Source organism: Neobacillus niacini (assembly GCF_036961885.1).
GTDB lineage: Bacteria > Bacillota > Bacilli > Bacillales > Cytobacillaceae > Neobacillus > Neobacillus niacini_H.
Map to the genome: position 1 here is coordinate 1 of NZ_JBALNQ010000026.1, position 23172 is coordinate 23172.

At 36.6% G+C, this 23172-nt stretch carries 14 protein-coding genes; 13 read left to right on the forward strand and 1 reads right to left on the reverse strand.

Going from position 1 to position 23172, the window contains the following annotated elements; genetic code table 11:
- Nucleotides 1–600 precede the first annotated feature (600 nt).
- From V7124_RS11915 to V7124_RS11960, 10 genes are all read left to right on the forward strand, one after another.
- Nucleotides 601–7566: a 5'-nucleotidase C-terminal domain-containing protein gene (locus V7124_RS11915; RefSeq protein ID WP_335489243.1), complete on the forward strand. Its 6966-nt coding sequence runs from the start codon at nt 601–603 to the stop codon at nt 7564–7566.
- A 210-nt stretch (nt 7567–7776) separates the two neighbouring features.
- Complete coding sequence (locus tag V7124_RS11920; protein WP_335489247.1) at nt 7777–8061, forward strand: putative quinol monooxygenase; 285 nt, start codon at nt 7777–7779, stop codon at nt 8059–8061.
- A gap of 131 nt (nt 8062–8192) precedes the next feature.
- Nucleotides 8193–8588 carry a VOC family protein gene (locus V7124_RS11925; RefSeq protein ID WP_335489250.1) on the forward strand — a complete coding sequence of 132 codons (396 nt, stop codon included), beginning with the start codon at nt 8193–8195 and terminating at the stop codon, nt 8586–8588.
- Nucleotides 8589–8608: 20 nt separating this feature from the next.
- A complete protein-coding gene (locus V7124_RS11930) occupies nt 8609–8980 on the forward strand; it encodes an MmcQ/YjbR family DNA-binding protein (RefSeq protein WP_335489252.1) in 372 nt (123 codons plus the stop codon).
- A gap of 122 nt (nt 8981–9102) precedes the next feature.
- Nucleotides 9103–9810 (forward strand): M48 family metallopeptidase, encoded by a 708-nt coding sequence (locus tag V7124_RS11935; protein WP_335489448.1) that lies wholly within the window; start codon nt 9103–9105, stop codon nt 9808–9810.
- A gap of 52 nt (nt 9811–9862) precedes the next feature.
- Nucleotides 9863–10378 (forward strand): DUF1456 family protein, encoded by a 516-nt coding sequence (locus V7124_RS11940; RefSeq protein ID WP_335489255.1) that lies wholly within the window; start codon nt 9863–9865, stop codon nt 10376–10378.
- Nucleotides 10379–10801: 423 nt separating this feature from the next.
- Nucleotides 10802–14230 carry a discoidin domain-containing protein gene (locus V7124_RS11945; protein ID WP_335489258.1) on the forward strand — a complete coding sequence of 1143 codons (3429 nt, stop codon included), beginning with the start codon at nt 10802–10804 and terminating at the stop codon, nt 14228–14230.
- A gap of 161 nt (nt 14231–14391) precedes the next feature.
- Nucleotides 14392–15501: a glycoside hydrolase family 88 protein gene (locus V7124_RS11950; RefSeq protein WP_335489261.1), complete on the forward strand. Its 1110-nt coding sequence runs from the start codon at nt 14392–14394 to the stop codon at nt 15499–15501.
- Between the two features lie 172 nt (nt 15502–15673).
- Nucleotides 15674–16339: a YesL family protein gene (locus tag V7124_RS11955; RefSeq protein WP_335489265.1), complete on the forward strand. Its 666-nt coding sequence runs from the start codon at nt 15674–15676 to the stop codon at nt 16337–16339.
- Between the two features lie 37 nt (nt 16340–16376).
- Nucleotides 16377–18074 (forward strand): cache domain-containing sensor histidine kinase, encoded by a 1698-nt coding sequence (locus V7124_RS11960; RefSeq protein ID WP_335489268.1) that lies wholly within the window; start codon nt 16377–16379, stop codon nt 18072–18074.
- Here the strand turns inward: V7124_RS11960 and V7124_RS11965 are convergent.
- The gene (locus V7124_RS11965; protein WP_335489271.1) at nt 18069–19667 is read right to left on the reverse strand and encodes a response regulator transcription factor; all 1599 of its coding nucleotides are present in this window, start codon (nt 19665–19667) and stop codon (nt 18069–18071) included. The genes V7124_RS11960 and V7124_RS11965 overlap by 6 nt on opposite strands.
- A 198-nt stretch (nt 19668–19865) precedes the next feature.
- Here V7124_RS11965 and V7124_RS11970 point away from each other — a divergent pair, with 198 nt between their 5' ends.
- The 3 genes from V7124_RS11970 (at nt 19866) to V7124_RS11980 (ending at nt 23151) form a co-directional block, all read left to right on the forward strand.
- The gene (locus tag V7124_RS11970) at nt 19866–20813 is read left to right on the forward strand and encodes a carbohydrate ABC transporter permease (RefSeq protein ID WP_335408687.1); all 948 of its coding nucleotides are present in this window, start codon (nt 19866–19868) and stop codon (nt 20811–20813) included.
- 21 nt (nt 20814–20834) lie between these two features.
- Entirely contained in the window at nt 20835–21683 is an 849-nt protein-coding gene (locus V7124_RS11975; protein ID WP_335408689.1) for a carbohydrate ABC transporter permease, read from the forward strand.
- Nucleotides 21684–21801: 118 nt separating this feature from the next.
- Nucleotides 21802–23151, forward strand: coding sequence for an ABC transporter substrate-binding protein (locus V7124_RS11980; protein ID WP_335408692.1), 1350 nt, complete (start codon nt 21802–21804; stop codon nt 23149–23151).
- Nucleotides 23152–23172: the final 21 nt, after the last annotated feature.

Genomic DNA, 23172 nt, shown 5'->3' on the forward strand with positions numbered 1-23172 from the left:
ACGTATTGTTTACATTAAATTAACAGTAGCTTAATAATGGGCATGTACAATATACCGTAAGGAATGTATTTTTTAATTGAAAAATTAAAGTAATAATATTATTTATATAATAAATATTTTCGAGTTATTGGCAATTCGACATTTATTTTGAATTGTTAATTTTTTCTTGTTAATAGAATTATATAATTATACAATGATTACAGGGAAGACTTTGCTGGTATCTTAATACTAGAATAGTAAGAAATTTGTTTGATCCACTACTATTTTTTTAGGGATTATTGTTTTTGATAATACATAGGTGGATCTATAAATGATATTGATCTACAACACACTACTTACTTCTAAAAGGATGTGATAAAAGTATTGCTAGACTTGTAGATTTAGAGAGGACATCTAGAACATGCGATGTAATGGAAAAATCATGTGTGTGACGTAGAGTCTTTGAACCCTTGTATTATTATATGTGCCATGATGTGACATTCAAACAGCAAATTTCCCTAAAAAGTCGCAATTTCTACTGCTAATTTTGAAAGCGTTCTTGTAGTACAACACGAGCAAATGTACATATGTACTTATTGATAAAAATTTAGGAGGAGAAACATGAAAAGAAGACATAAAAAGAGTCTGAATATTGTCACGGTGATAGCTTTGCTCTTAAGCTTATTCTCACCTGTGGCTAATATAAGTGCACAGGCTGAAACGGCAGTTGCTACGGATTTAATAATCTCAGAATATATTGAGGGTGCGAGTTTTAATAAAGCTATTGAGCTATATAATGGAACAGGAGCAGAGATCGACCTAAGTGGGTATACTCTTGAACATTATAATAATAGTGGCTCTGCAACAGTGGGAACCACTACAGCGAGTTATGTTTTATCATTAGATGGAAAGCTAGCAAATGGTAAAACATACGTTATTTCTCGTTCTGATGCAGATCCTGCTATTCTTGCTGTAACAGATAAATTAGAGACTAGTAAACAAGTCATTAATTTCAATGGTAACGATCAAATCGTACTTAAGAAAAATGGACAAGTAGTTGATTCAATTGGTCAAGTTGGAACAGTTCAAAATGTTCTAGCAGATGTATCCCTTGTTAGGAACAGCAATGTTTTAACAGGAGATAAAAATATTTCGGATGCTTTTGATAGAAACACTGAATGGACGAATGCAGGGTTAGGTAACTATACTAATCTTGGAACACATACCCTTGGAACTGTCACTCCTGGTGAACCTGATCCAGAGCCAGTCCCAGTTATTTCGATTGCAGATGCACGTAAAGCAACTGTAGGAGATATTGTTACAATTGAAGGTATTGCAACAACTAATTCAGGTCTTTTGGGCGCTGGAGAGTTATTTTTGCAAGATGCGACTGGCGGTATGTATGTTTATAGAAGCACAGAAAACGTAACCAAAGGTGATTTAGTAAAAATAACTGGTAAGTTAGGAACATATAAAACTCAACTACAGATTGTACCAACTGAAGTTAAAATCGTTTCCAATGGAAATGAACTTCCTACAGCACAGTCTGTGAAGAGTATAGATGAAGCAACACAGGGGGAATTACTGAAGCTTGAGAGAGTAACAATCGCTGAAATATCAGCAGATAGTTACGGAACTGCTACTATTCAAGTCGAATTTGAAAGTGGCGAAATAGTAAGGGTTATTCAGGATAATCGTGCAGGAGCTAATTATAATGATTTAGTAAAGCGTTATAAAGTAGGAGATCTAGTTAATATAACTGGGTTTGGCTCTAAAGATGATAATGGATTCACTCTAATAACGACTGGTCTTGATAGTTTTGACTTAGTTAACAAACCAGCTGTATATTCAACAACTGATCAAGGCGTTGTTCCAGTTGGTACAAAAATCGAATTGAAATCAGGCAGTGAGGGCGCAGAAATCTATTACACAACAGATGGCTCTGCACCAAAAACAACAAGCACAAAATATGTTGCACCAATTGCATTGGGAACTGGTGAAACAACCATTAAAGCTATTGCGGTAAAAGGTGAAGAAGTAAGTGCTGAATTCAGCTTTACTTATAAAATTTTAAATACTGAAGGCGTTAAAATCCATGATATTCAAGGAAAAGGTCATGTTTCCGAATATACTGGAGCTTCCGTTCAAGGTGTTTCAGGAGTTGTAACTCACGTATTCGGTTCAAGCAGCTTTGTCATGCAAGACGTTGACAATGCAGATAATGACAAAGCAACATCAGAAGCAATTGAAGTATCTAAGTCTACTCATGGAGTTGCTGTTGGAGATAAAGTAAAGGTTGATGGAACCGTTACAGAAAATGGCAGCAGTGCGAACCTGTCAACAACTCGAATTACTGCAACTGCAGTTACAAAAACAAGTGTAGATAAAGTAGAACTACCTGCACCACTTGTAGTAGGCAAAGATATTGTGCCTCCTAACAAAATTATTGATAATGACAAAATGGCATCGTTTGATCCAGCAGAGGATGGCATTGATTTCTGGGAATCCGTTGAATACATGCGCGTTTCATTCCCGGATGCCCTAGTAGTTGGACCTGCATATAGCAATGATGTTCCAATTATTGTAGAAAGCACAACAAACAATGAATTAAATATTCAGGGCGGACTTAATATTGCAAAAGACGATTATAACCCTGAAAAGATCTTCCTAGACAATGTTGGAAGCGACTTCCAACCAGGCGATCAGTTTGCTGGTGACGTAATCGGTGTCCTTACTTATGCAAGTGCTGGCTATCAGCTAGTAACGGATAAGACCAAATTGCCTGCTGTTATTAAATCAAACTTAAAACAAGAAGCTACTCATATTTTACCTGTCGAAGATAAATTGACTGTTGCTTCTTACAATATTGAAAACTTCTCAAATAACACAGCTAACACATCAGATGAAAAAGTTGCTAGAATTGCAAAGTCATTCGTTGATAATATGAAATCTCCTGACATTATTACGCTTGTAGAAGTTCAGGATAATAACGGAGAAACGAATGATGGAAATACAGATGCATCTGAAAGCTACGGACGTTTAATCAAAGCAATCGTTGCTGCAGGTGGGCCAGCATATTCATGGACAGATGTTGCTCCTGTAAACAATACTAACGGTGGTGCTCCTGGCGGTAATATCCGTGTGGGATACCTCTATAATCCGGAACGAGTTAAATTGGTACAAGGAATTAAGGGTGAAGCGGCCCAAGCTAACGCATGGACAGAAGCAGGTAACTTAACATTGAACCCTGGTGTTATTAATCCTGAAAAATTCGACGGAACACGCAAACCAATCGCAGCAGAATTCGAATTCCAAGGTCAGCGTCTTGTAGTTATTGGTGCACACTTGAATTCTAAAGGTGGGGACCAATCTTTATGGGGATCAAGCCAACCTCCAAAATTGGGCTCAGAAGCTGAACGACTAGGATTAGCACAAGAAATTAATAACTTTGTTAAAGCAGGTATTGCAAAAAATCCTGCTCTGAATGTTATTGTAGCTGGAGATATGAATGATTTCGAATTCACACCAGCTCTTGAAACACTTAAAGGAAATATTTTAACAAATATGGTTGATAAAGTTCCTGCTGAAGATCGTTTCTCTTACTTCTTCCAAGGAAACAACCAGGTATTAGACCATATTCTAGTTACAAATAATCTAGTAGCTAATACTGCAGTTGATATGCTCCATATCAATGCGAATTTCACAGAAGCACAGGGACAAGCATCTGACCATGATCCAGTATTGGTTCAAATTGATTTCCCTGACTTAACAATTATTCATACGAATGATACTCACTCAGCATTGGATTTAATGCCTAGTACAGTAACAGCTTTGAAAGATGTTAGAGGCACCATTCCTGGATCACTTCTTCTTCATGCGGGGGATGCATTCACTGGAACATTGTATTTCAATGAATTCCAGGGTAAAGCTGACCTAGCCATGATGAACTTAATGGGCTTTGACGCGATGACCTTTGGAAACCATGAATTTGACTTAGGTTCTTCACAAGAAGGCCATCAAGCATTGGTTGACTTTATTAAGGGCACTAAATTCCCATTATTAAGTGCAAACGTTGATTTCTCTAAAGATGCTAAATTTGATGGAATCTTCAATGAATCTATTGCAGCAGATTTTAAAAATGGAGAAATCTACAATGGAATTATCAAAGAAGTAAACGGTGAGAAAGTCGGTATCTTTGGTTTAACAACTGAGGAAACAAAAGATATTTCAAGCCCTGGCTCCATTGCATTCGAAAACTATATTGCGGAAGCAGAAAAAGCAGTAAAATCTTTTGAAGATCAAGGTGTTGACCGGATTGTCGCATTGACTCATATTGGTTATGATGACAATGCAGCAATTGATAATGACCTGCTCCTTGCTGAAAAAGTAGAAGGCATTGATGTTATTGTAGGCGGACATACCCATACCACATTGACAAAACCAGTTTTTGTGAAAAAAGATGAGACTCCTACTGTTATCGTTCAAACAGGTAATGCTAACAGCAACCTAGGTGTTCTAAATGTTGAGTTTGATGAAAATGGTGTTGTAATATCCCATAATGGTCAATTAATTGCAATCAGCAATAAAATAGCTGCTGATCCAGAAGCAGCAGAAGTATTGGCACCATTCAAAGCACAAGTTGATGCAGTTTCTAAAGAGGAAATTGGGGTATCTACTCCAAATGCATTGGAAACCCCACGTACAAATGGCGATAATACAAAACCAAGTGTACGTAAAAATGAAACAATCCTAGGCAACTTGATTACAGACGGAATGCTTGCGAAAGCAAAATCATTTACAGGTAAAAATGTCATCATGGCATTACAAAACGGCGGTGGTATCCGTGCAGCGATTAATGCTGGGCCAATCACCGTTGGCGAAGTAATCTCTGTACTTCCATTTGCTAATACATTAGCAACAATGGAATTAACTGGTGCGGAATTGAAAGAAGCATTTGAAATCTCTCTTGGCCAATATCCAGCTGAAAATGGTGGTTTCTTACATGTAGCTGGAGGCAAGGTTAAATATGATTCTTCTAAACCTGCTGGAGAACGTGTTGTATCAATATCTTATAAAGATGCAAAAGGAAATTATGTTCAACTTGAAGATGGCGTTAAGTACACAATCGCAACAAACGCATTTACTGCTAAAGGCGGAGACGGATATGGTGTCTTTGCGGAAGCTTATGCAGAAGGTCGTGTAACAGACTTAGGTTTATCTGACTGGGAAAACTTCCGTGACCATCTTGTAAGCTTAAAAACTATTCCTACAAAAATTGAAGGCAGAATTGTTGATGTTAAAGATTACTCAGAATTTACGATTATGCATACAAATGATACCCATGCTTCTTTAGATAAAATGGCTAAAACAGTTACGGCTGTAAAAGAAGTAAGAGCAGCAAATCCAAATTCATTACTTTTAAATGCAGGGGATGTTTTCACTGGAACCTTGTATTTCAATGAATTCCAAGGACAAGCTGACTTGGCTCTAATGAATCTTATGGGCTATGATGCAATGACCTTCGGTAACCATGAGTTTGATCTAGGTTCTTCAGCTCAAGGACATCAGGGGTTAGTTGACTTTATTAGGAAAGCACAATTTCCATTTGTAAGTGCCAACGTAAATTTCGCAAAAGATATTAAATTCACAAGTATCTTTAATGATTTAATATCTGACAAAGCGCAAAATGGAAATATCTACAACGGAATTATTAAGGAAGTTAATGGTGAAAAAGTTGGTATCTTTGGTTTAACAACTGCTGAAACTAAAGATCTTTCTAGTCCTGGAGCTATAACATTTGAAGACTATAAAACAGAAGCAGAAAAAGCAGTCGCTGCTTTTGAAGCACAAGGTGTTAACAAGATTATCGCATTAACTCATATCGGATATGATGATAATGCAGCGGTTGATAACGACTTATTATTGGCAGAGCGAGTTGAAGGTATTGACGTTATTGTTGGGGGACATAGTCATACAACATTAACTAAACCAGTGGTTGTTGCAAAAGACGCAACTCCAACCGTAATTGTCCAAACGGGTAATGCAAACAGCAACCTAGGTGTGCTTGATGTTGAATTTGATGGAAATGGTGTTGTAGTAGAACAAGATGGGAAATTAATCGCAATCGGCACACAAGCTGATGACCCAGAAGCAGCAGCATTGTTAGCACCATACAAAACGGTAGTAGATGCGGTTGCGAAAGAAGAAATCGGTGTAACAACGAAGGTTGAGTTGGAAACCCCACGTACAAATGGTGATAATTCAGCGCCAAGTGTACGTAAAAACGAAACAATTCTTGGTAATTTGATTACGGATGGTATGCTTACAAAAGCAAGAGATTTCACTGGTAAATATGTCATTATGGCATTACAAAACGGTGGTGGAATCCGTGCTGCTATTAATGAAGGACCTATCACAGTAGGTGAAGTAATTAATGTTCTACCATTCGCTAATACATTAGCAACAATGGAATTAACTGGTGCAGATTTGAAAGAAGCATTTGAAATCAGCCTAGGTAAATATCCTCTAGAAAATGGTGGTTTCTTACATGTGGCTGGAGGTAAGATAGTATATGATCCTGCGAAACCGGTAGGGGAACGTATTGTATCTGTATCTTATTTAGATGAAAATGGTAAGTACGTAGAAGTTAAAGACGATGTGATGTACACTGTTGCAACAAACGCCTTTACCGCTAAAGGTGGAGACGGCTATACCGTATTCGCTAAAGCTTACGCAGAGGGCCGTGTAACTGACCTAGGTCTTTCAGATTGGGAAAACTTCCGTGACCATCTATTAAGTATTGGAAGCGAAGGAATCCCAACTAAAGTTGAGGGTCGAATTATTGATGTGAAAGATGTAGTACCAGGTGAAGAGCCAGGTAAGGAACCTGGTAAAGAACCGGGCGAAAACCCAGGTAATGCAAATGAAATTAAAGTCCCAGTAACCCAAAAAGGTAACAAGTATATAATTAGTGAAAACGCACTTGAAAACCTTAAAGAAAAAGCAGTTGTTGTTGTTGAAGTTGATAATAAAACTAATGCAACAGTGACACTTACTAAAGCTCAAATTCAAGCTTTAAAAGATGCCAATGCAGTTATTGTGGTAAGCAATGGAAATGTAGATGTACAAATTCCTGCGTCTATTCTGCCATTAGCAGAAAACCTTGATATTAAAGTGAAGAAAATGCAAGTAAAAGGTGCTTTAACTGTATATGACTTTACTATTGAAGTAGATGGCAAAGAGTATCATAAGTTCAATGAAAAAGTAAAACTTACATTTAAGGTTGATTCAAAACAAGTGAAAAATCCCAAAAATGTAAAGGTTTATTATTGGAACGAAGCGAAAAAGAACTGGGAGCTAATGGGCGGAGAATACAATAATGGTGAAATATCAGCTTATACTGATCACTTCAGTACATTTGGTGTATTCGAAGGCAATCCAAATTCTAATGAGATTCCACCTAAAGCCAATCATGCACTTCCGAATACAGCAACAAATAACTTTAACATTATACTTGCAGGATTAATGTTACTTTTAGCTGGTAGTGTATTATTCTTCGTAAAAAGAAGAAATACTACATCAAACTAATACGTAATAATCTATAAGGACAATTGGAGAAATTAGCATCCAATTAATAGTGTTATAAGTAAATGCAAAAAGGTAGGCGTGCCAATTGAGGTACGCCTTTTCCTTTGTCAATTTTAGCTATCTATCTAATTTGTGCTGGATAGCCCGGGAAGAGTATAATTTTCCTGAACTACTTTTTTGGAAAAATTAAAAAGAAAAGGGGCTAATAAAATGATTCGGGTTGTTGCGAAAGGTAAATTGAAACAAGATGTAAACAAAGAGGAATATATAAAGATTGCTAGAGAACTTGTTACTGAAACGAATAAAGAAACAGGTTGTATTTCATATGTTCTTCACGAGGATATCAATGATCCTACCATTGTAACCATGATTGAAGAATGGGTGGATGAAGAAGCGATAAATCAACATAATGCCAGTGAACATGTTCGGAATATCGTTCCAGAACTAAGGAAACTAAGAGAAAGCACTGAAATTAATCTCTATCGAAAAGTATAGGGCATGAAGTTGTTAATAGTATAAATTTCCATATTTTCCTCTATAATAGAGATGACGCTCGGTAATTTACTAGTGAGAAAAAATAGAATTAATGTGAGCGCTCTCAGTATGGATAAATAGGAGGAGAAATCATGGGAAGAATAGTTCATTTTGAAATTCATGTGAGCGACATGGATCGTGCAAAGAAGTTTTATGGTGATGTATTTGGTTGGTTATTCCAAGATTGGACTGAGTATGCAGGAATGCCGTACTTCGGGGCAGTGACCGGTGATGATAGTGAGCTAGGAATCAATGGGGCTTTGATGCAACGTCAAAGTGCTCCGCCTGAAGCAAACCAAGCTTTAAATGGATTTGCTTGTACAATGGGAGTGGAAAATTACGATGTAACGGAAGCCAAAATCCTTGAGAATGGTGGCACCGTGGCTATGCCGAAATATGCTCTACCAGGAATGGCTTGGCAAGGGTACTATATTGATACTGAAGGGAATATATTCGGAATTCATCAACCTGATAAGAATGCAAAATAGACCGCTAATAGGTGACAAATATGAAAGCACAAGACACAGCAGGCATGCTTAAAAATATGCGCGATATCTGTCTTGCACTGCCAGAAGCTGTTGAAATCATCGATGGTTTCGGTCACAAGACGTTTAAAATCAGTGGAAAGTCGTTTGTGATTTCAGGTGAAAATGAGAATGGCTTCAACTTGTCATTCAAGTCCGACCGGGAAACTCAAGAATTATTGCTGCAAAAAGAGAATTTTTACAAAACTCCATACATAGGACAGCACGGCTGGGTATCTATTCAAAATCCGGCAGAGAATGACTGGGATGAATTAACCGATCTAATCCAAGAAGCTTATTTACGTGCGGCACCTAAGCGAATGATTAAAGTATGGAATGAGTTGCATAAAAAGTAATGAAAGGCGGAAGATTCCGCCTTTTTTCTATGGTGATTTGCTCGGTGAGGTTATTATTGCAACAGCGTTGACAATGCTTGTACAATTGGGATAAGCTCGTACAGATAAGATAGGTGATGAAAATGCTCCATACCTACTCAGGTGAAACTATTAGCTTTGATATCATTTATAAAAAGCGGAAATCCATGAGTATTTCTATTGATCTTTATGGGAAAATTGAAGTCCAGGCTCCAAAAGATACACCGGAGAAAGACGTACTTCAATCCGTCGAGGAAAAATGGGATTGGATTCAGCAAAAGATAAAGGAAATGCGGGATAGAAGTAGTGGCCCCAAAAAGAAGGTTTATGATCATGGTGAGAGTTTTCTGTATTTAGGAAACGAATATCCGATACAGGTCTCACAAGATATAACGATTAAGCAAGACTACGTGGTATTTGAAGAGGATAAACTGCAAATAATTGTAAAACAACTTGAGGATGAAAAAATTAAACAGGCTCTTAAGCGTTTTTACTACCAGCAGTGTAAATTGTTGGTTGAGAGAAGCATCAAGTCCTATCAAAGCCACTTTAAAATGAAGCCAAAATCGATCCGGATATCGGATAATAATACTAATTGGGGAACCTGTGATTTCAAACAGCAGTTAACATTCAATTGGAAGCTGGCAATGGCACCACAACAGGTAATCGATTACGTGGTCGTCCACGAGATGTGCCATATGGTCCACCTGAATCACGACCGGTCCTTTTGGCGTCTAGTTGGAAAAATCATGCCCGATTATAAGAAACAAGAAAACTGGTTAGCTTTATCTAGTTGGAAAATGACTGTTTAAAACAATGATGTACTAGCTGTATAAGAACAAAAGAAGTTATTGGAGGTTCATAATGGATAATAATGATATATTAATTCGCCTAAGGTATGCTCTCGACATAAAAAATACGGAAATGGTGGAAATATTTAAACTTGGCAATGTAGAAGTCAGCAAAGATGAGGTTCTAAAGGTCCTTACAAAATCACCAGACAGTTATGATGATGACGAGGAAGAAATTGAAAATGACGACCAAATAAAAGTGAATAACTCGATGCTAGAGTCATTTTTAAACGGCTTTATTATTTTTAAAAGAGGTAAACAAGAACCTAAACCTGGTCAACCAGAAACACCAACAATGCCAGTTAAGACAAATGAGAGTGTTAATAATATGTTGTTAAAGAAATTGAAAATTGCCCTATCGTTAACAAGTGAGGATATGCTTGATATTCTAGATAAGGCAGGAATCACTGTTACAAAAGGTGAAATGGGAGCAATTTTAAGAAAAGAAGGTCATAAGAACTATAAACAGTGCGGTGATAAGTACGCAAGAAACTTCTTAAAAGGATTGGCTGTTAAATATAGGGGATAACACAAAAAAGGCAACCAAACGTTGCCTTTTTACTATCCACAATATCATTAATTCGATTGTCGGTTTTCTTTTTATCTAGAGGATTTTTTTCGCACTTTCTACAAAACCTTCCTACTCGGAAGGTTTTTTAATTCCCTACAATTAAACTTCTAAATTGTAATAAAAAACCAGTAAAAATACTACACAATGAACACAAAATTATCCCTCTTGCTAATTTTTGAAGGATTTATAATGAAAGGTATGAGAATTCTGCTTTATCACCACGATTTAATCATCTAGATTCAACCACCATCCCCAGAATCTCTAATCTCAACTATTATCATCTGAATGTATGTCATCGACTTTAAGGAGGTGATTCTATTTAAAGTTTTCTGTAATTGCTATTAAAAAATGTATGCGTTTACATTGGGAGGAGTGATGATTTTGAAGTTTTTGTCAAAAAGAACCATATCCATCTTACTTGTTTTCTGTTTGATTCAATCTTTGTTTATGCCAGTAATGGAAACTAGTACTGCAGCTGAAGAAGGGTCAATCAATTTGGCTCTAGGAAAAACAGCAAATTTACAGAAGAGTTCCCACTGCTCGGGATGTGGCTTAGCTGCAACAAATGCCGTAGATGGTAATAGCACCACTTATTGGGCGCCAACAGACGCAGATGTTAGGGATGATCATAATTCTTGGATTGAAATTGACTTAGGAGAAGAGACTCAAGTTAATGAAATAGTCTTAAAAGGGTTAAATACCTCCTTTATTGTTTCCTACCAAATAGAGTATAAAAATGCTCTAAGCCCATCTTGGGTGGATATAGCGGAAAAAGGTCAGGATTTAACATCGAACGAAACAGCCGCTTTTGCCCCGGTCCAAGCACGTTACATCAGAGTAAGCTTAGATATTATTGGTACTGCAACAGGAAGGCAAGGTCAAACGATCTTGTCTGAAATTGAGGTTTACAACCGCCAAGTCGATCCTTCATTAAGTCCGTTATCTTCTTTAGCTGTAATAAGTGATGGACAAAAAGTAGGTGAGGAAGGGCTGACAATCCTACCTGGGACAACAAAATCGATTGCAGTTGTAGGTACATTAGCAAACGGTAGCTTAGTGGATGTAACAGAGGAGGCAACTTTTCAAAGCAGTGCACCTGGGGTTGTTACAGTAGATGAAACAGGACTACTAACAGCTACGGGAGAGGGAACAGCAGCAGTGGATATCTCTGTGACCAAAAATAAAGTAACAAAAACCCACCGATTATGGGTGGATATTTTTGGCCCGGATATAGATAAAACCCAAATTAATATTGCTTATATGAAAAATGCTACTGCAAGTTCACAATGTAACAGTTGCCAAACATTTGCCTCCAATGCCGTCGATGGAGATGAAGGAACAGCCTGGAGAGCATTAAGTGGCGATTATCGCGATGATCAGCAGCATTGGCTAACGATTGACCTTGGCAGAGAACTAAACTTTAACAAGGCTCAACTTTCTTTTAACCTAGATGCTGTTGTAAACTATGAATTGTTTTCGTCAAATGATGGGCAAACGTGGAAGTCGCTTTATCAAAATAGATTAATAGTAGGAAAGCAAGAAACGGCCATTTTTGAAAAAGAAAAGGCACGCTATTTGAAGGTAAATTTAAATGCTAAGCGAGAATCTGCACCATTAATCTATGAATTAAAGATTTTCAATACGGATGAAGCACCTGTTCCACCGATTCAAAACCCGTTGACAGGTGTATATCTATCGGATGAAAAAACAGCTAAATATGAAATGGATTCAGATGTTTTGCTAAGTAAAGGAGAGTCAAATCAGCTATTCCTTAAAGGTGAATTTTTTGAGGGAGGAACTTTGGCTGAAGAAAATGCGGTTATTGAGTTTGCAAGCAGCAGACCAGAAGTAGCTACTATTGATACAGAAGGCCATATTACAGCTGTTGCAGGGGGCGTTACCGCAATTACGGCTAAGGCCACAGTTGAAACCATTACCCAGAGCACAAAAGTGTTTGTAGTAGTTGATGATCCGGAAGCTAGAATCACAGATACTGCGTTGGTTCACCCGGATATTCCTGCAAGGATTGGGCTGCCAGCGATTCTTTCCCCTGGAGGAGAATATCCACAGGTAAAGGTGAATGCCCATCAGGACGGGAAGCTGCGAGGAAGAGTTGTAGATGCAGACAACCAAGTTGTCCATAAGTTTAAGCAGCTTCATATTTCAAGCGGTTCGGAATATATCCTTAACATACCTGGAACCCTCCAAGAAGGAAAATATGAAATTCAAATGGAAATCCAATTGGATAAAGGAAAGCGTGTATATGATACCTTGCATTTCCGCGTCATGGAAACAGAAACGTTACCAGAGGACCAAAGTAAAATGGTGTTCTTAAATGAAGAAGGAAAACTTGAGTATTCATCAGACTTTAGAGGGAATCAGATTATGGACTACTCTAATAGCGGTTATATGGGCGGCGGAGTCAACATTCCTAATGTTGATGCAAAGGTATTTGTTGAACCTGGAGAAGGGGACGATACACAACGAATTCAAACAGCAATTGATACTGTTGCAAACCTGCCATTTCTGCCAAATGGTTTCCGAGGAGCGGTTGTGTTAAGCAAAGGAACATATGAAATCGAAGGAACTTTAAAAATAAGTAAAAGTGGGATTGTCCTTCGTGGCAGCGGAGAGGGTGAAGACGGAACCATCCTTTATGCAACAGGGAAGACAGTAAGAAATATTTTAGAGGTGGGAGATGTAACAACCTCACCGACTTTACTTCCTGAAACAAAAACTGCTGTGACTGATTTGTATGTTCCCGTTGGAAGTCATAGCTTCCATGTTGAAAAAGCATCTAGCTTTAAAGTGGGCGATACGGTTATGATTCGCCGATATGGAAATAGCAGCTGGATTCATGAAATCAACATGGACCGAATCCCGGACCGGGGAACAACAGTTCAATGGGAGCCATTTACCTTAGATTTCGACCGTGTCATTACGGATATTAAGGGAAATACCATTACGATTGATGCTCCAATCCCAAATGCGATTGAAACAGTTTGGGGTGGCGGGGAGATTTATAAATATGATGACTCAGAAAGATTAAATCATGTTGGTGTTGAAAATCTAAGAGTGGATGTTGAATTTGACCGTTCAGTCACTGCTGTCCATGAAGGCGAAGTCTACTTTTCAGATGAAGAAAAAGCTTCGACATTCTTAACCTTTGAATATACTAAAAATGCGTGGATGAGAAATGTGACAGGTCTGCATTTGACGAAAAGCTTAGTCAATGTCGGAAGATACTCAAAATGGGTGACGATTCAAGATTCAAAGAACTTAGATATGGTGAGTATCATTACTGGTTCTAGACGGTACCCATTCAATTATGTTGGACAGCTGACATTAACACAGCGAGTTTATTCTGAAACGGCTAGACATGGATTTATTTTTGATCGGCAGATGGCGGGACCGCATGTCATCTTAGACTCGCAAGATGTGAAAACTTATGCCAGAAGTGAACCACATCAACGCTGGGCAGCAGGAGGTTTATTTGATAATGTGACGGGAAATGCCAATGTCATGGATCGTTCTTATTATGGCACAGGACATGGATGGGCTGGAGCTAATTTCGTGTTCTGGAATCATACGGGTGAATTAGCAGTACAAAGTCCGCCAACAGCTCAGAACTACGCCATCGGTCTTATCGGAAAACGTCTGCCAGGTGATTTTAAGACAGAAGGTGACATTATTAGGGAAGATGGTTACTGGGAAGCAGTAGGAAGCCATGTTTCACCTCGAAGTTTGTTCCTAAAGCAACTTGAAGACAGGCTTGGCAGCAAGGCAGTAGAAAATATTCAAGAAAACTAAAATCTTATTAAAGATGGAAGGGATTGGAATAAAATTCCGATCTCTTTTTAAATTTATGTAAAAATAATGCACTAATTCGTAATAATAGTCCAGAGGATTCTCTATCCGTTTAGGATTATGATAATTGTGAACAAGTATAGTTAAAAACGGAGGGGAACAATTTGACTGATTTTTTTGCGCTTGAGACCAAGAAGTTAATTGAAGAAAAAATAAGTGGAAATTTACATAAAATCCAAGATCAATTACCTCATGTTGCCGGAAACGATGGCATATATGATGACACCAAGCCAGATTGGTGGACTTCAAGTTTTTGGCCTGGTATTTTATGGACTCTCTATGATCTAACGGAAAATGAACAATTTAAAAACCTTGCCCAAAACTGCAATCATAAAATTGAAAGATTTTTTATCGAGCATCCAGAAAAATTTGACCATGATGCAGGCTTTCAATTCCTATTAACCTCTGTATTCAAATATGAGATTACTGGAGATGAAGAAAGTAAGCGTGTGGGGCTACAAGCTGCAAACTTCTTGGCTGGGAGATATAACCCTAAAGGCCATTTTATTAAATCATGGGACCGTGCCCCGGGCTGGGTCATTGTTGATTGTATGATGAATCTATCATTATTATTTTGGGCAAGCCGTGTTTCAGGAGATCCTCGCTATAAAAATATTGCGATTGAACATGCTGATACCTTCCTAAAATATGGTGTTCGCGAAGATGGTTCCACATGTCATATTCTTTCCTTTGATGCAGAGACCGGAAAATTCATTGAACCAATTGGTGGTCAGGGGTTTGGACCTGAATCGTCTTGGAGCAGAGGAAATGCCTGGGCGATTTACGGTTTTGCCAACATGTACAGGTTTACGGGAGAAGAAAAATACTTACAAACGGCGAAGAAAATTTCTCATCAATTTATTGCTTCCTTACCTGAGGACCACGTTCCATACTGGGATCATCGTGTAGATACCATTGAAAATGAACCAAGAGACAGCTCGGCAGCGGCTATTGCTTCCTCAGGATTATTGGAAATTGCTGACCATGTGCCTCAAAATGAGAAACGTGTCTATAAGGATAATGCTAGTAGAATATTGAACTCATTATCGAAGAACTATGCAACTTGGAACAACCCTGAATATCAAGGAATATTAGTAGAAGGCACGGGACATAAACCAAAAGGTAACTTTGTGAATGTATCGTTAATTTATGGAGATTATTTTTTCATTGAAGCAATTGCAAAGCTAAATGGTTGGAACAGACATATATTTTAGTATTACCGTAACAACGGAGAGTGCCATTTTGGTACTCTTTTCAATTGTGTGCAATATTTTTACTTCGACTGTAAAAATATTGCATACGGAAACAGGGTATAAAAGTTTATAATAGTATGAATATATGTAATCAAGCTAGGTGTCCGCTTGGCATGAAGGGAGCAATTGAATAATGGAACCGCAAGGGGTATTAGGAGGGTTTTATCGGCTAAGTGAATGGATCATGAGACTCGCATATGTAAATCTATTATGGATAGCCTTCACTTTACTAGGTGGAATTATATTCGGGATCATGCCTGCAACGATTGCTTCGTTTGCAATTACCCGCAAATGGGTGATGGATAATGAAGAAGACTTCCCAGTATTTAAAACATTTTGGGAAAATTACCGTAAAGATTTTATGAATGCTAATCTTTTCGGTGTATTTTTGTTCATCTCAGGAGGAATCCTTTATCTATACTACGCAAACCTAGACGTATTACCCAATCATTTGTCTAACATCTTTCAAATCATTTTTTACAGCGCAGTTTTAATCATTGGATTTGTCATCGTTTTTATTTTCCCAGTATTTGTCCATTACAATGTTTCCTTGAAACAATATTTTATAAATTCCTTTGTTATCGCTTTGTCATTTCCACACTATGCGATTCTAATGCTGTTTATCATCAGCGTTTCCATTATTGTATTTCAATTCGCACCTGTTTTGGCACTATTCTTTGGATTAAGTTTGAATGTATTTTTATTAATGAAGATATCGTTGAAGGCATTTACTAAAATAGCAGTAAAACAGAATAGGAAAGAAGAATGTAACGACAAATCTAAACAGATTTCAGTATAATTAGAAGGAAATTTCATATTCGTCACGAGAAGAGGTGTTGGACATTAAACTTAAATATATTTTATCCTTTTATCAGAGGATCCAACTCTCGCTACTATTCTTGATTATCCTTCCATTTACCATAAGCTCGATTATTTCTTATTTTTTTATTAAAAATGAGGTAACGGACAGAATTACAACCTCAAATCAGCAAATCGTTAATATTATCGCCAGCGATATAACGGGAACGATTGACGATCTTGCTTTTTCTACCGTAGTAATTGCTAGAGATACAGCTATCAAGGACAAACTAGATCGGTTAAAAGATTCGAATAAAATTAGTACCTTTGAAGAATATGATTATCTTCTCGAAGTGAAAGAGTTACTAAGCCTTTTAGAAACAAAAATGGCAGGTGCTCAATCAAAACTATATTTTGTAAACCCACGCGATTATATTATCCATGCTTCTCAATCCGGCATGGCCAACCAAATTAATAGTGAGTGGGATGTTATCAAAAATCGATTAGATTTAACAAATACACGTACGATCCAGTCGCTAGGTGTCATTCAGCTTGACGATAACTCTGAGAGCGATTACTTTTTTGGTAGAGTTATTCGACATCACGTGAGCAATGAGTATTTAGGTACCATTGTTATTCGGATTCCCTATTCTTACTTTGAAAGTATTTTTAAGAGCTTAGAAATGGGTCGTTTAATTCTTTTAGATCAAAACGGTGAGGAAATAGCTGAGTATCAAACGGAAAGTTTTATTGAAAAAAATATTCTTAGAGTCGAAAAAACAATTAGCCGCGCAAATTGGAGTTTAACCTCTGAAATCTCGCAGAATGAAATTACTGGTTCGATAACAAAAGTATTCTTTCTCTTTTTTATTATGATTGTGATATTCGTAGTCGTATTTTTTCTACTCTCCATTTTTATGTCTAAGAGATTAGTTAAGCCATTAAAATCATTTGAAAAAATAGTAAAAGAGTTTGTACGCGGGGACCATTCTGTTCGCTTTCATGTTAAAGGAAAAGATGAAATTGCAATGATTGGGCATGCTTTTAATAAAATGTTAGATCAAATTAAAGATTTAATCATGAGAATTGAGCAGGAGCAAGAAGAAAAGAAGGTATTAGAGCTGCAATCTTTATCAGCGCAGATCCGGCCACATTTCCTAATGAATACATTAAATTCAATTAAATGTAATCTTAGTATTTCGGGAGATCACTTTCATAGCAAAAAAATTGATTCTTTAATCAGTTTATTAAGGTCCTATATGCGTGTAAATGTCCCGAATACGCTCGCGCAAGAATTTCTTTTAATTAATGCTTATTTAGATATTATGAATATGCGAAATGGGACAGATATTATAGCGAAGGTAGATTTGGAAGAAGGGTTAGCGGATGTTGAAATACCTAGATTACTGATCCAGCCGATAATAGAAAATTGTATTATTCATGGATTTGTTGACCGCGAACCGAATGCTGTCATAACAATAACAGCTTTTGTTAGTGAGAGTGAAGTTCAAATTCATATCGCTGATAACGGAAAAGGGATGTCGAGGGAAAAATGTCAAAATCTCAATCTTCTTTTTTCAGAAATGAGTGATGATATCATCTCCTCCTATGACAGAGTGGGGCTGATTAATATAGCCCAGCGTTTAAAGCTGACATATGGTAAGAGTGCATATCTAGAAGCAAACGTTAATGAAAAAAAGGGAATGACATTTATCATGCACATTCCCAAGCTATAGCTTTTGTTTTTCGTTGGTTTTTTTATATTCGCCAGGGCTAAAACCTGTATACTTTTTGAAAATCTTTGAAAAGTAGGTACGATCAGAATATCCGAGGCCATAAGCTATATATTCAATTGATTCATATCTTTCTGTAAGCATGGTTATGGCTAAACGAATTTTAAAACGGTGAACATAATCTGTGAAGTTTTCACCTGTTAATTGTTTGAAATATCGAGAAAAATAACTAGGATTTAAATGAAGATGATTGGCCATTATGATAGAGGTAATGTTTTCGGACAAATGCTCTATTATATATTGGTCAATCTCTTTTATTTTTGGATTCCTGATTGTATGTTTGTATTTAGTATTTTCCAAGTCCTCAAGGCACGCAAGGGTTTTAAGTTTTAGTAAATGAATCATGTCCTTAATAGAAATAGAATTTTTTAAACACAGTTCGAACTTTGAAAAAGAACGATTGCTTGGATTAAAAATGTGATTTAGAATTTGAAGACATTTTTCTTTTAACTGACAAGGCTCTAATTGAAGTGTTCTTGCGGTTTCTTCTAAATAATGCAGGGCCTTATCAATCTCATCTGGATTTGAATATTGAGCGGATTCATTTAATCCTTTCATAAATGGGTCAAGCAGGGAATCTTCGACCAAGTTAAAAGGTATTTTTTTCGAAGGAACTTCCTGAAATAGATGATCATTGCTCACATAGAATAAGTTGGGTTTCAACTTAATTAATTGGTTTATACTGCTGCCTAAGGAAGATTTATCACAAATATTATTATGGAAAAAGCGGACATCGAGCTGTAATATATCCTTTACTTTAAGTTGAATTCTAGCTAGGAACTGTTCTACCACTTTAAAACTATTATTTGAAAGGCTTTTTTTGAAATTATATATAATTACGAGGTTTACATCCTTATCTTGCAAAATAGTAAATTCATTATTTTCCTTTGCAAGCTCATCTGCAATGGTGAACAATTCACCATGAATCTCAGGTTCATCAGTTGCCAATTGTGTATGTGAACAAGATGAATAATCAATAATCGAGGAACAAACAATGAATTCATTGTTTTTCCAATTAATTCCTAAACCTCTACTAAAATCAAGGATTTTTTCATTAAATTCTTTGTCTGTTAAATTTTTAAGAAATGATTGTTTTAATATGTCTTTGTGATGATGGATTGTTTCTTGATATTTTAATGCTTCTTGAAAGTCAGTTGACTCTTTAAGAAAATTTATCGATTTGAGAACGCTTACTTTTAATTGTTCCAAGGTAAGTTCATCTTTAATTAAGTAATCATCGACATCTATCTGGATAGCTCGTTTCGCATAATAAAAATCCTCATGGCAGGTTAAGAGGATGATTCTAGAAGCGGGGTTCATTTCTTTAAACCGAACTGCCAATTCTAAGCCATCTATTTGCGGAATCCCAATGTCGGTAATGACTAAATCAGGTTGATATTCTTCAAATAGTGTTAACGCTTTCACGCTTGAGAAGGTTGAAGCCACGATCTCTACGCCTAGATCCTCCCAGTCCATAATATTTTCCAAGTATTTAAGCATCGGTACATCATCATCAACGAGCATTACCTTGTACATCCTAAACCTCCTCAAATAATTAGTTTAATAAACATATTATAATCGCTTTTTGTAAAATTGAAAGATTGTTTTGAAAAAAAGTGTGCAATATTTTTACTCTTTGCTTAAAAAACAAGTAAAAATTATCGGCAGAAAGTAGACCTGAAAACTCCTATAATGAACTAGAAAAATGAATTATTCAGAAAAGGAGGAAACATCGTGGAAGTAAATTATCAAAGTGGAAAAGAAGTCACCAGTCTATCTCCGAACCGAAAAAAGCCATTTTGGAGCGAAAAGCGGAAAGAAAGTGCTGCTGGAATGCTTTTTGTTCTTCCAGAGTTTTTAGGGATTTGTCTCATGGGAGTTTTCCCATTAGGGTTTACTTTGTTTCTAGCATTTACTGAGTGGAATTTTATAGGTGGTATGGAAACGATAAAATTTATAGGATTTGATAACTTTATAAGGTTAGCAAATGATGATAACTTTCTTTTAGCGTTAAAAAATAACCTATTGTACACGGTTTTCACTGTACCTGTGGGCATGGTGCTGGCATTAATTCTAGCAGTCGTCATTCATTCGAAAGCATATGCAAAAGATTTCTTTAAGGTAGCATTCTTCATACCTTATATTTCTACACAAGTAGCTGTAGCAGCAATCTTTGCAGCATTATTTCATCCATCTCTAGGACCTATTAACCAATTCTTAATGAATATCGGAATTTCAGATCCTCCGAAATGGTTAGGAAGTACCGACAGTGTAATGGCGGCCATTATCATTGTGGGTATCTGGCATTCAGTGGGGTATATTGTTATCATTTATATTTCAGGTTTAAGTACGATTTCGGAAGAAGTTTATGAAGCAGCAGAAATTGATGGTGCAAACTTTATCCAAAAGTTCACAAAAATTACCGTACCACTCTTAGCTCCAACCACATTCTTTTTAGCGATTACATTAATGATTTCTTCGTTTAAGGTTTTTGATCTGGTTGCATTTTTAACAGATGGTGGACCTAATCATGCGTCGAATGTCCTCGTTTATTATATTTATGAAGAAGGATTTAAAAACTTTAGAATGGGCTATGCTTCTGCAATTTCTTGGGTTCTATTTACCATTGTAGCTGTTCTGACCATTATTATGTGGAAAATCCAAAATAGAAAAGCAGATTAATAGAGGAGGTTGATTTATTTTATGTACAAATTGAAGGAGGACCTAAAAAAAAATCCCTCCAATCTCATTGTAACCATCATATTGGGGACTGTATCTATTGCATTTCTTGTACCGCTAATTTGGATGCTATCAACATCCGCAAAATTTGAAAGCGATGTAATGGTGTTTCCGATTGAGTGGATACCAACAAGATGGAATTTTGTTGAGAACTTTAAAGCAGTATGGATGAGTGAGGTTCCGTTCACAACCTTTTACCTAAACTCGTTAAAATTAGCGTCAATTACAACATTAGTGACGATCATTGTTTCATCAATGGCAGCGTATTCATTCTCGAAGTTAAGGTTTCCTGGTAAGAGTCTACTATTTGGTTTGTTAATGGCATTTATGATGATCCCTGAACAAGCTACTTTAGTTCCGCGTTATATTATGGTTAAATGGTTTGGATTATTTAATACCCATGAAGGTCTCATACTAATGGCAATGTTTTCAATTTACTTCACTTTCCTTATGCGGCAATATATGGTTGGAATTAGTGACGAATACATTGAAGCAGCAAAAATTGATGGTGCTGGGTATTTTAAAATCTATTGGAAAATTATGCTTCCGCTTTGCCGTCCCATTTTAGCTACGGTTGGGATTATTAAATTCATTTGGGTTTGGAATGATTATCAAAACCCGCTTATTTTCCTTTACGATGAAAAGCTTTATCCGATTACACTAGGGATGCAATATTTCAAAACTGAATACAGTGATAACTACGCAGTAATGATGATGGCTTCTTTATCAGCAATCCTGCCACTCTTAATTGTATTTGTCATCCTACAGCGAAATGTAATTGCGGGTATTTCTTTAGGTGGAGTAAAAGGTTAGTAAAAAAAGTACACACTTGTAAAAAAATCTTACACATCGTTTTTTAAAAATATCAGCTACTATAAAGAGGCATTCACGTATTTTAAAAATCACAAAATATGAAAGGGGTTACAATTCTATGAAGAGAAATAATCATTTTTTTATTATGATTTCCGTTCTATTTCTTCTACTTTTAACGGCATGTTCTGGATCTAAGGAAAGCACAGGCAGTGAAAAGCCAGAGGATAAAAAGGCAGAGGAAGAAGAAGTAGTAGAAATTAAGTATTTCAACTGGGATGCTGACCAAACCGCTATTAATAAAATTATTGCGGATTTTGAAACAAAGAATCCAAATATTAAAGTTAAATCTGAGGTTCTTATTCCTGGTGGTACTGCAGTAGATAATATGACTCGTATGGACGTATTAATGTCTGCAGGAGAACAAGTAGACGTTGTTTCCATTCCTAACGTGGACCAAGCAGTACTAAGAGCTGCAAATGGTATGTTTGAGCCATTAGATGATTATTTTAAGAAAGATAAACTCGATATTAAAGAAGAATACTTAATTAATGCAGCTTATGACGGTAAAGTGTATGCGCTGCCACACTTAACAAACTACTGGTATATCTTATTGAATAAAGATCATTTAGATGAAGCTGGTTTACCTGTACCCGAGGTTGGCTGGACATGGGATGATTTTAAAAAATATGCAACAAAGCTAGCGAAAGGTGAAGGGAAAGATAAGAGATACGGCGTATACTTCCATACCTGGGGTGAATATGCGAACCCAATGCTTTTTGCAGAAAAAGAACACCCATATATGATTGATGAACAGAAATCTATTTTTGATGATAAGACATTTGACTACTGGTTTGAATACCGTAGAGATTTAGAAAAAGCTGGTGCAATCAAACCTTTCTCTGATGTAGTTGGGGCAGAATTAAACTATCGTACAGAATTCTTTAACGAACAAGCAAGTATGTTAATGACTGCAAGCTGGACGGTTGCCGATGTAGGAAACGTTGAAAAATATCCACATGATTTCAAAACAGCTTTTGCTCCAATGCCTAGAATGAGTAAAGATTCACCAATTGGTAGCACAAACATTGCAGGTGAGTTCTCAGCAGTTTCTAAGAACTCTAAACACAAAGAAGCATCATACAAGTTCTTGAAGTATGTAACTGCTGAAGGCTCACAGGTAAGAGGTTTATCTTCTTGGAAAGATGCAGATGGCGAAACAACAATTAATAATATGGTTGCTGGAAAAGAAAATTATTACGATGTAGATTCACTATTGCACACATTATTTAATGATGAAGTTAAAGGTGCTTATACATCTGACCTAGCCATTTCTTATGGTAATGAACTTAAGAAGAATGTATTGGAAGCTGGATTTACTAAATTCATGCTCGATGGCATCTCAGTTAAGGAAGCTAAGGAATACATGGTAGAAGAAGCTAATAAGATTATTGAGGTTAATAAAAAATAATCCATGAAAAATGTAACTGAC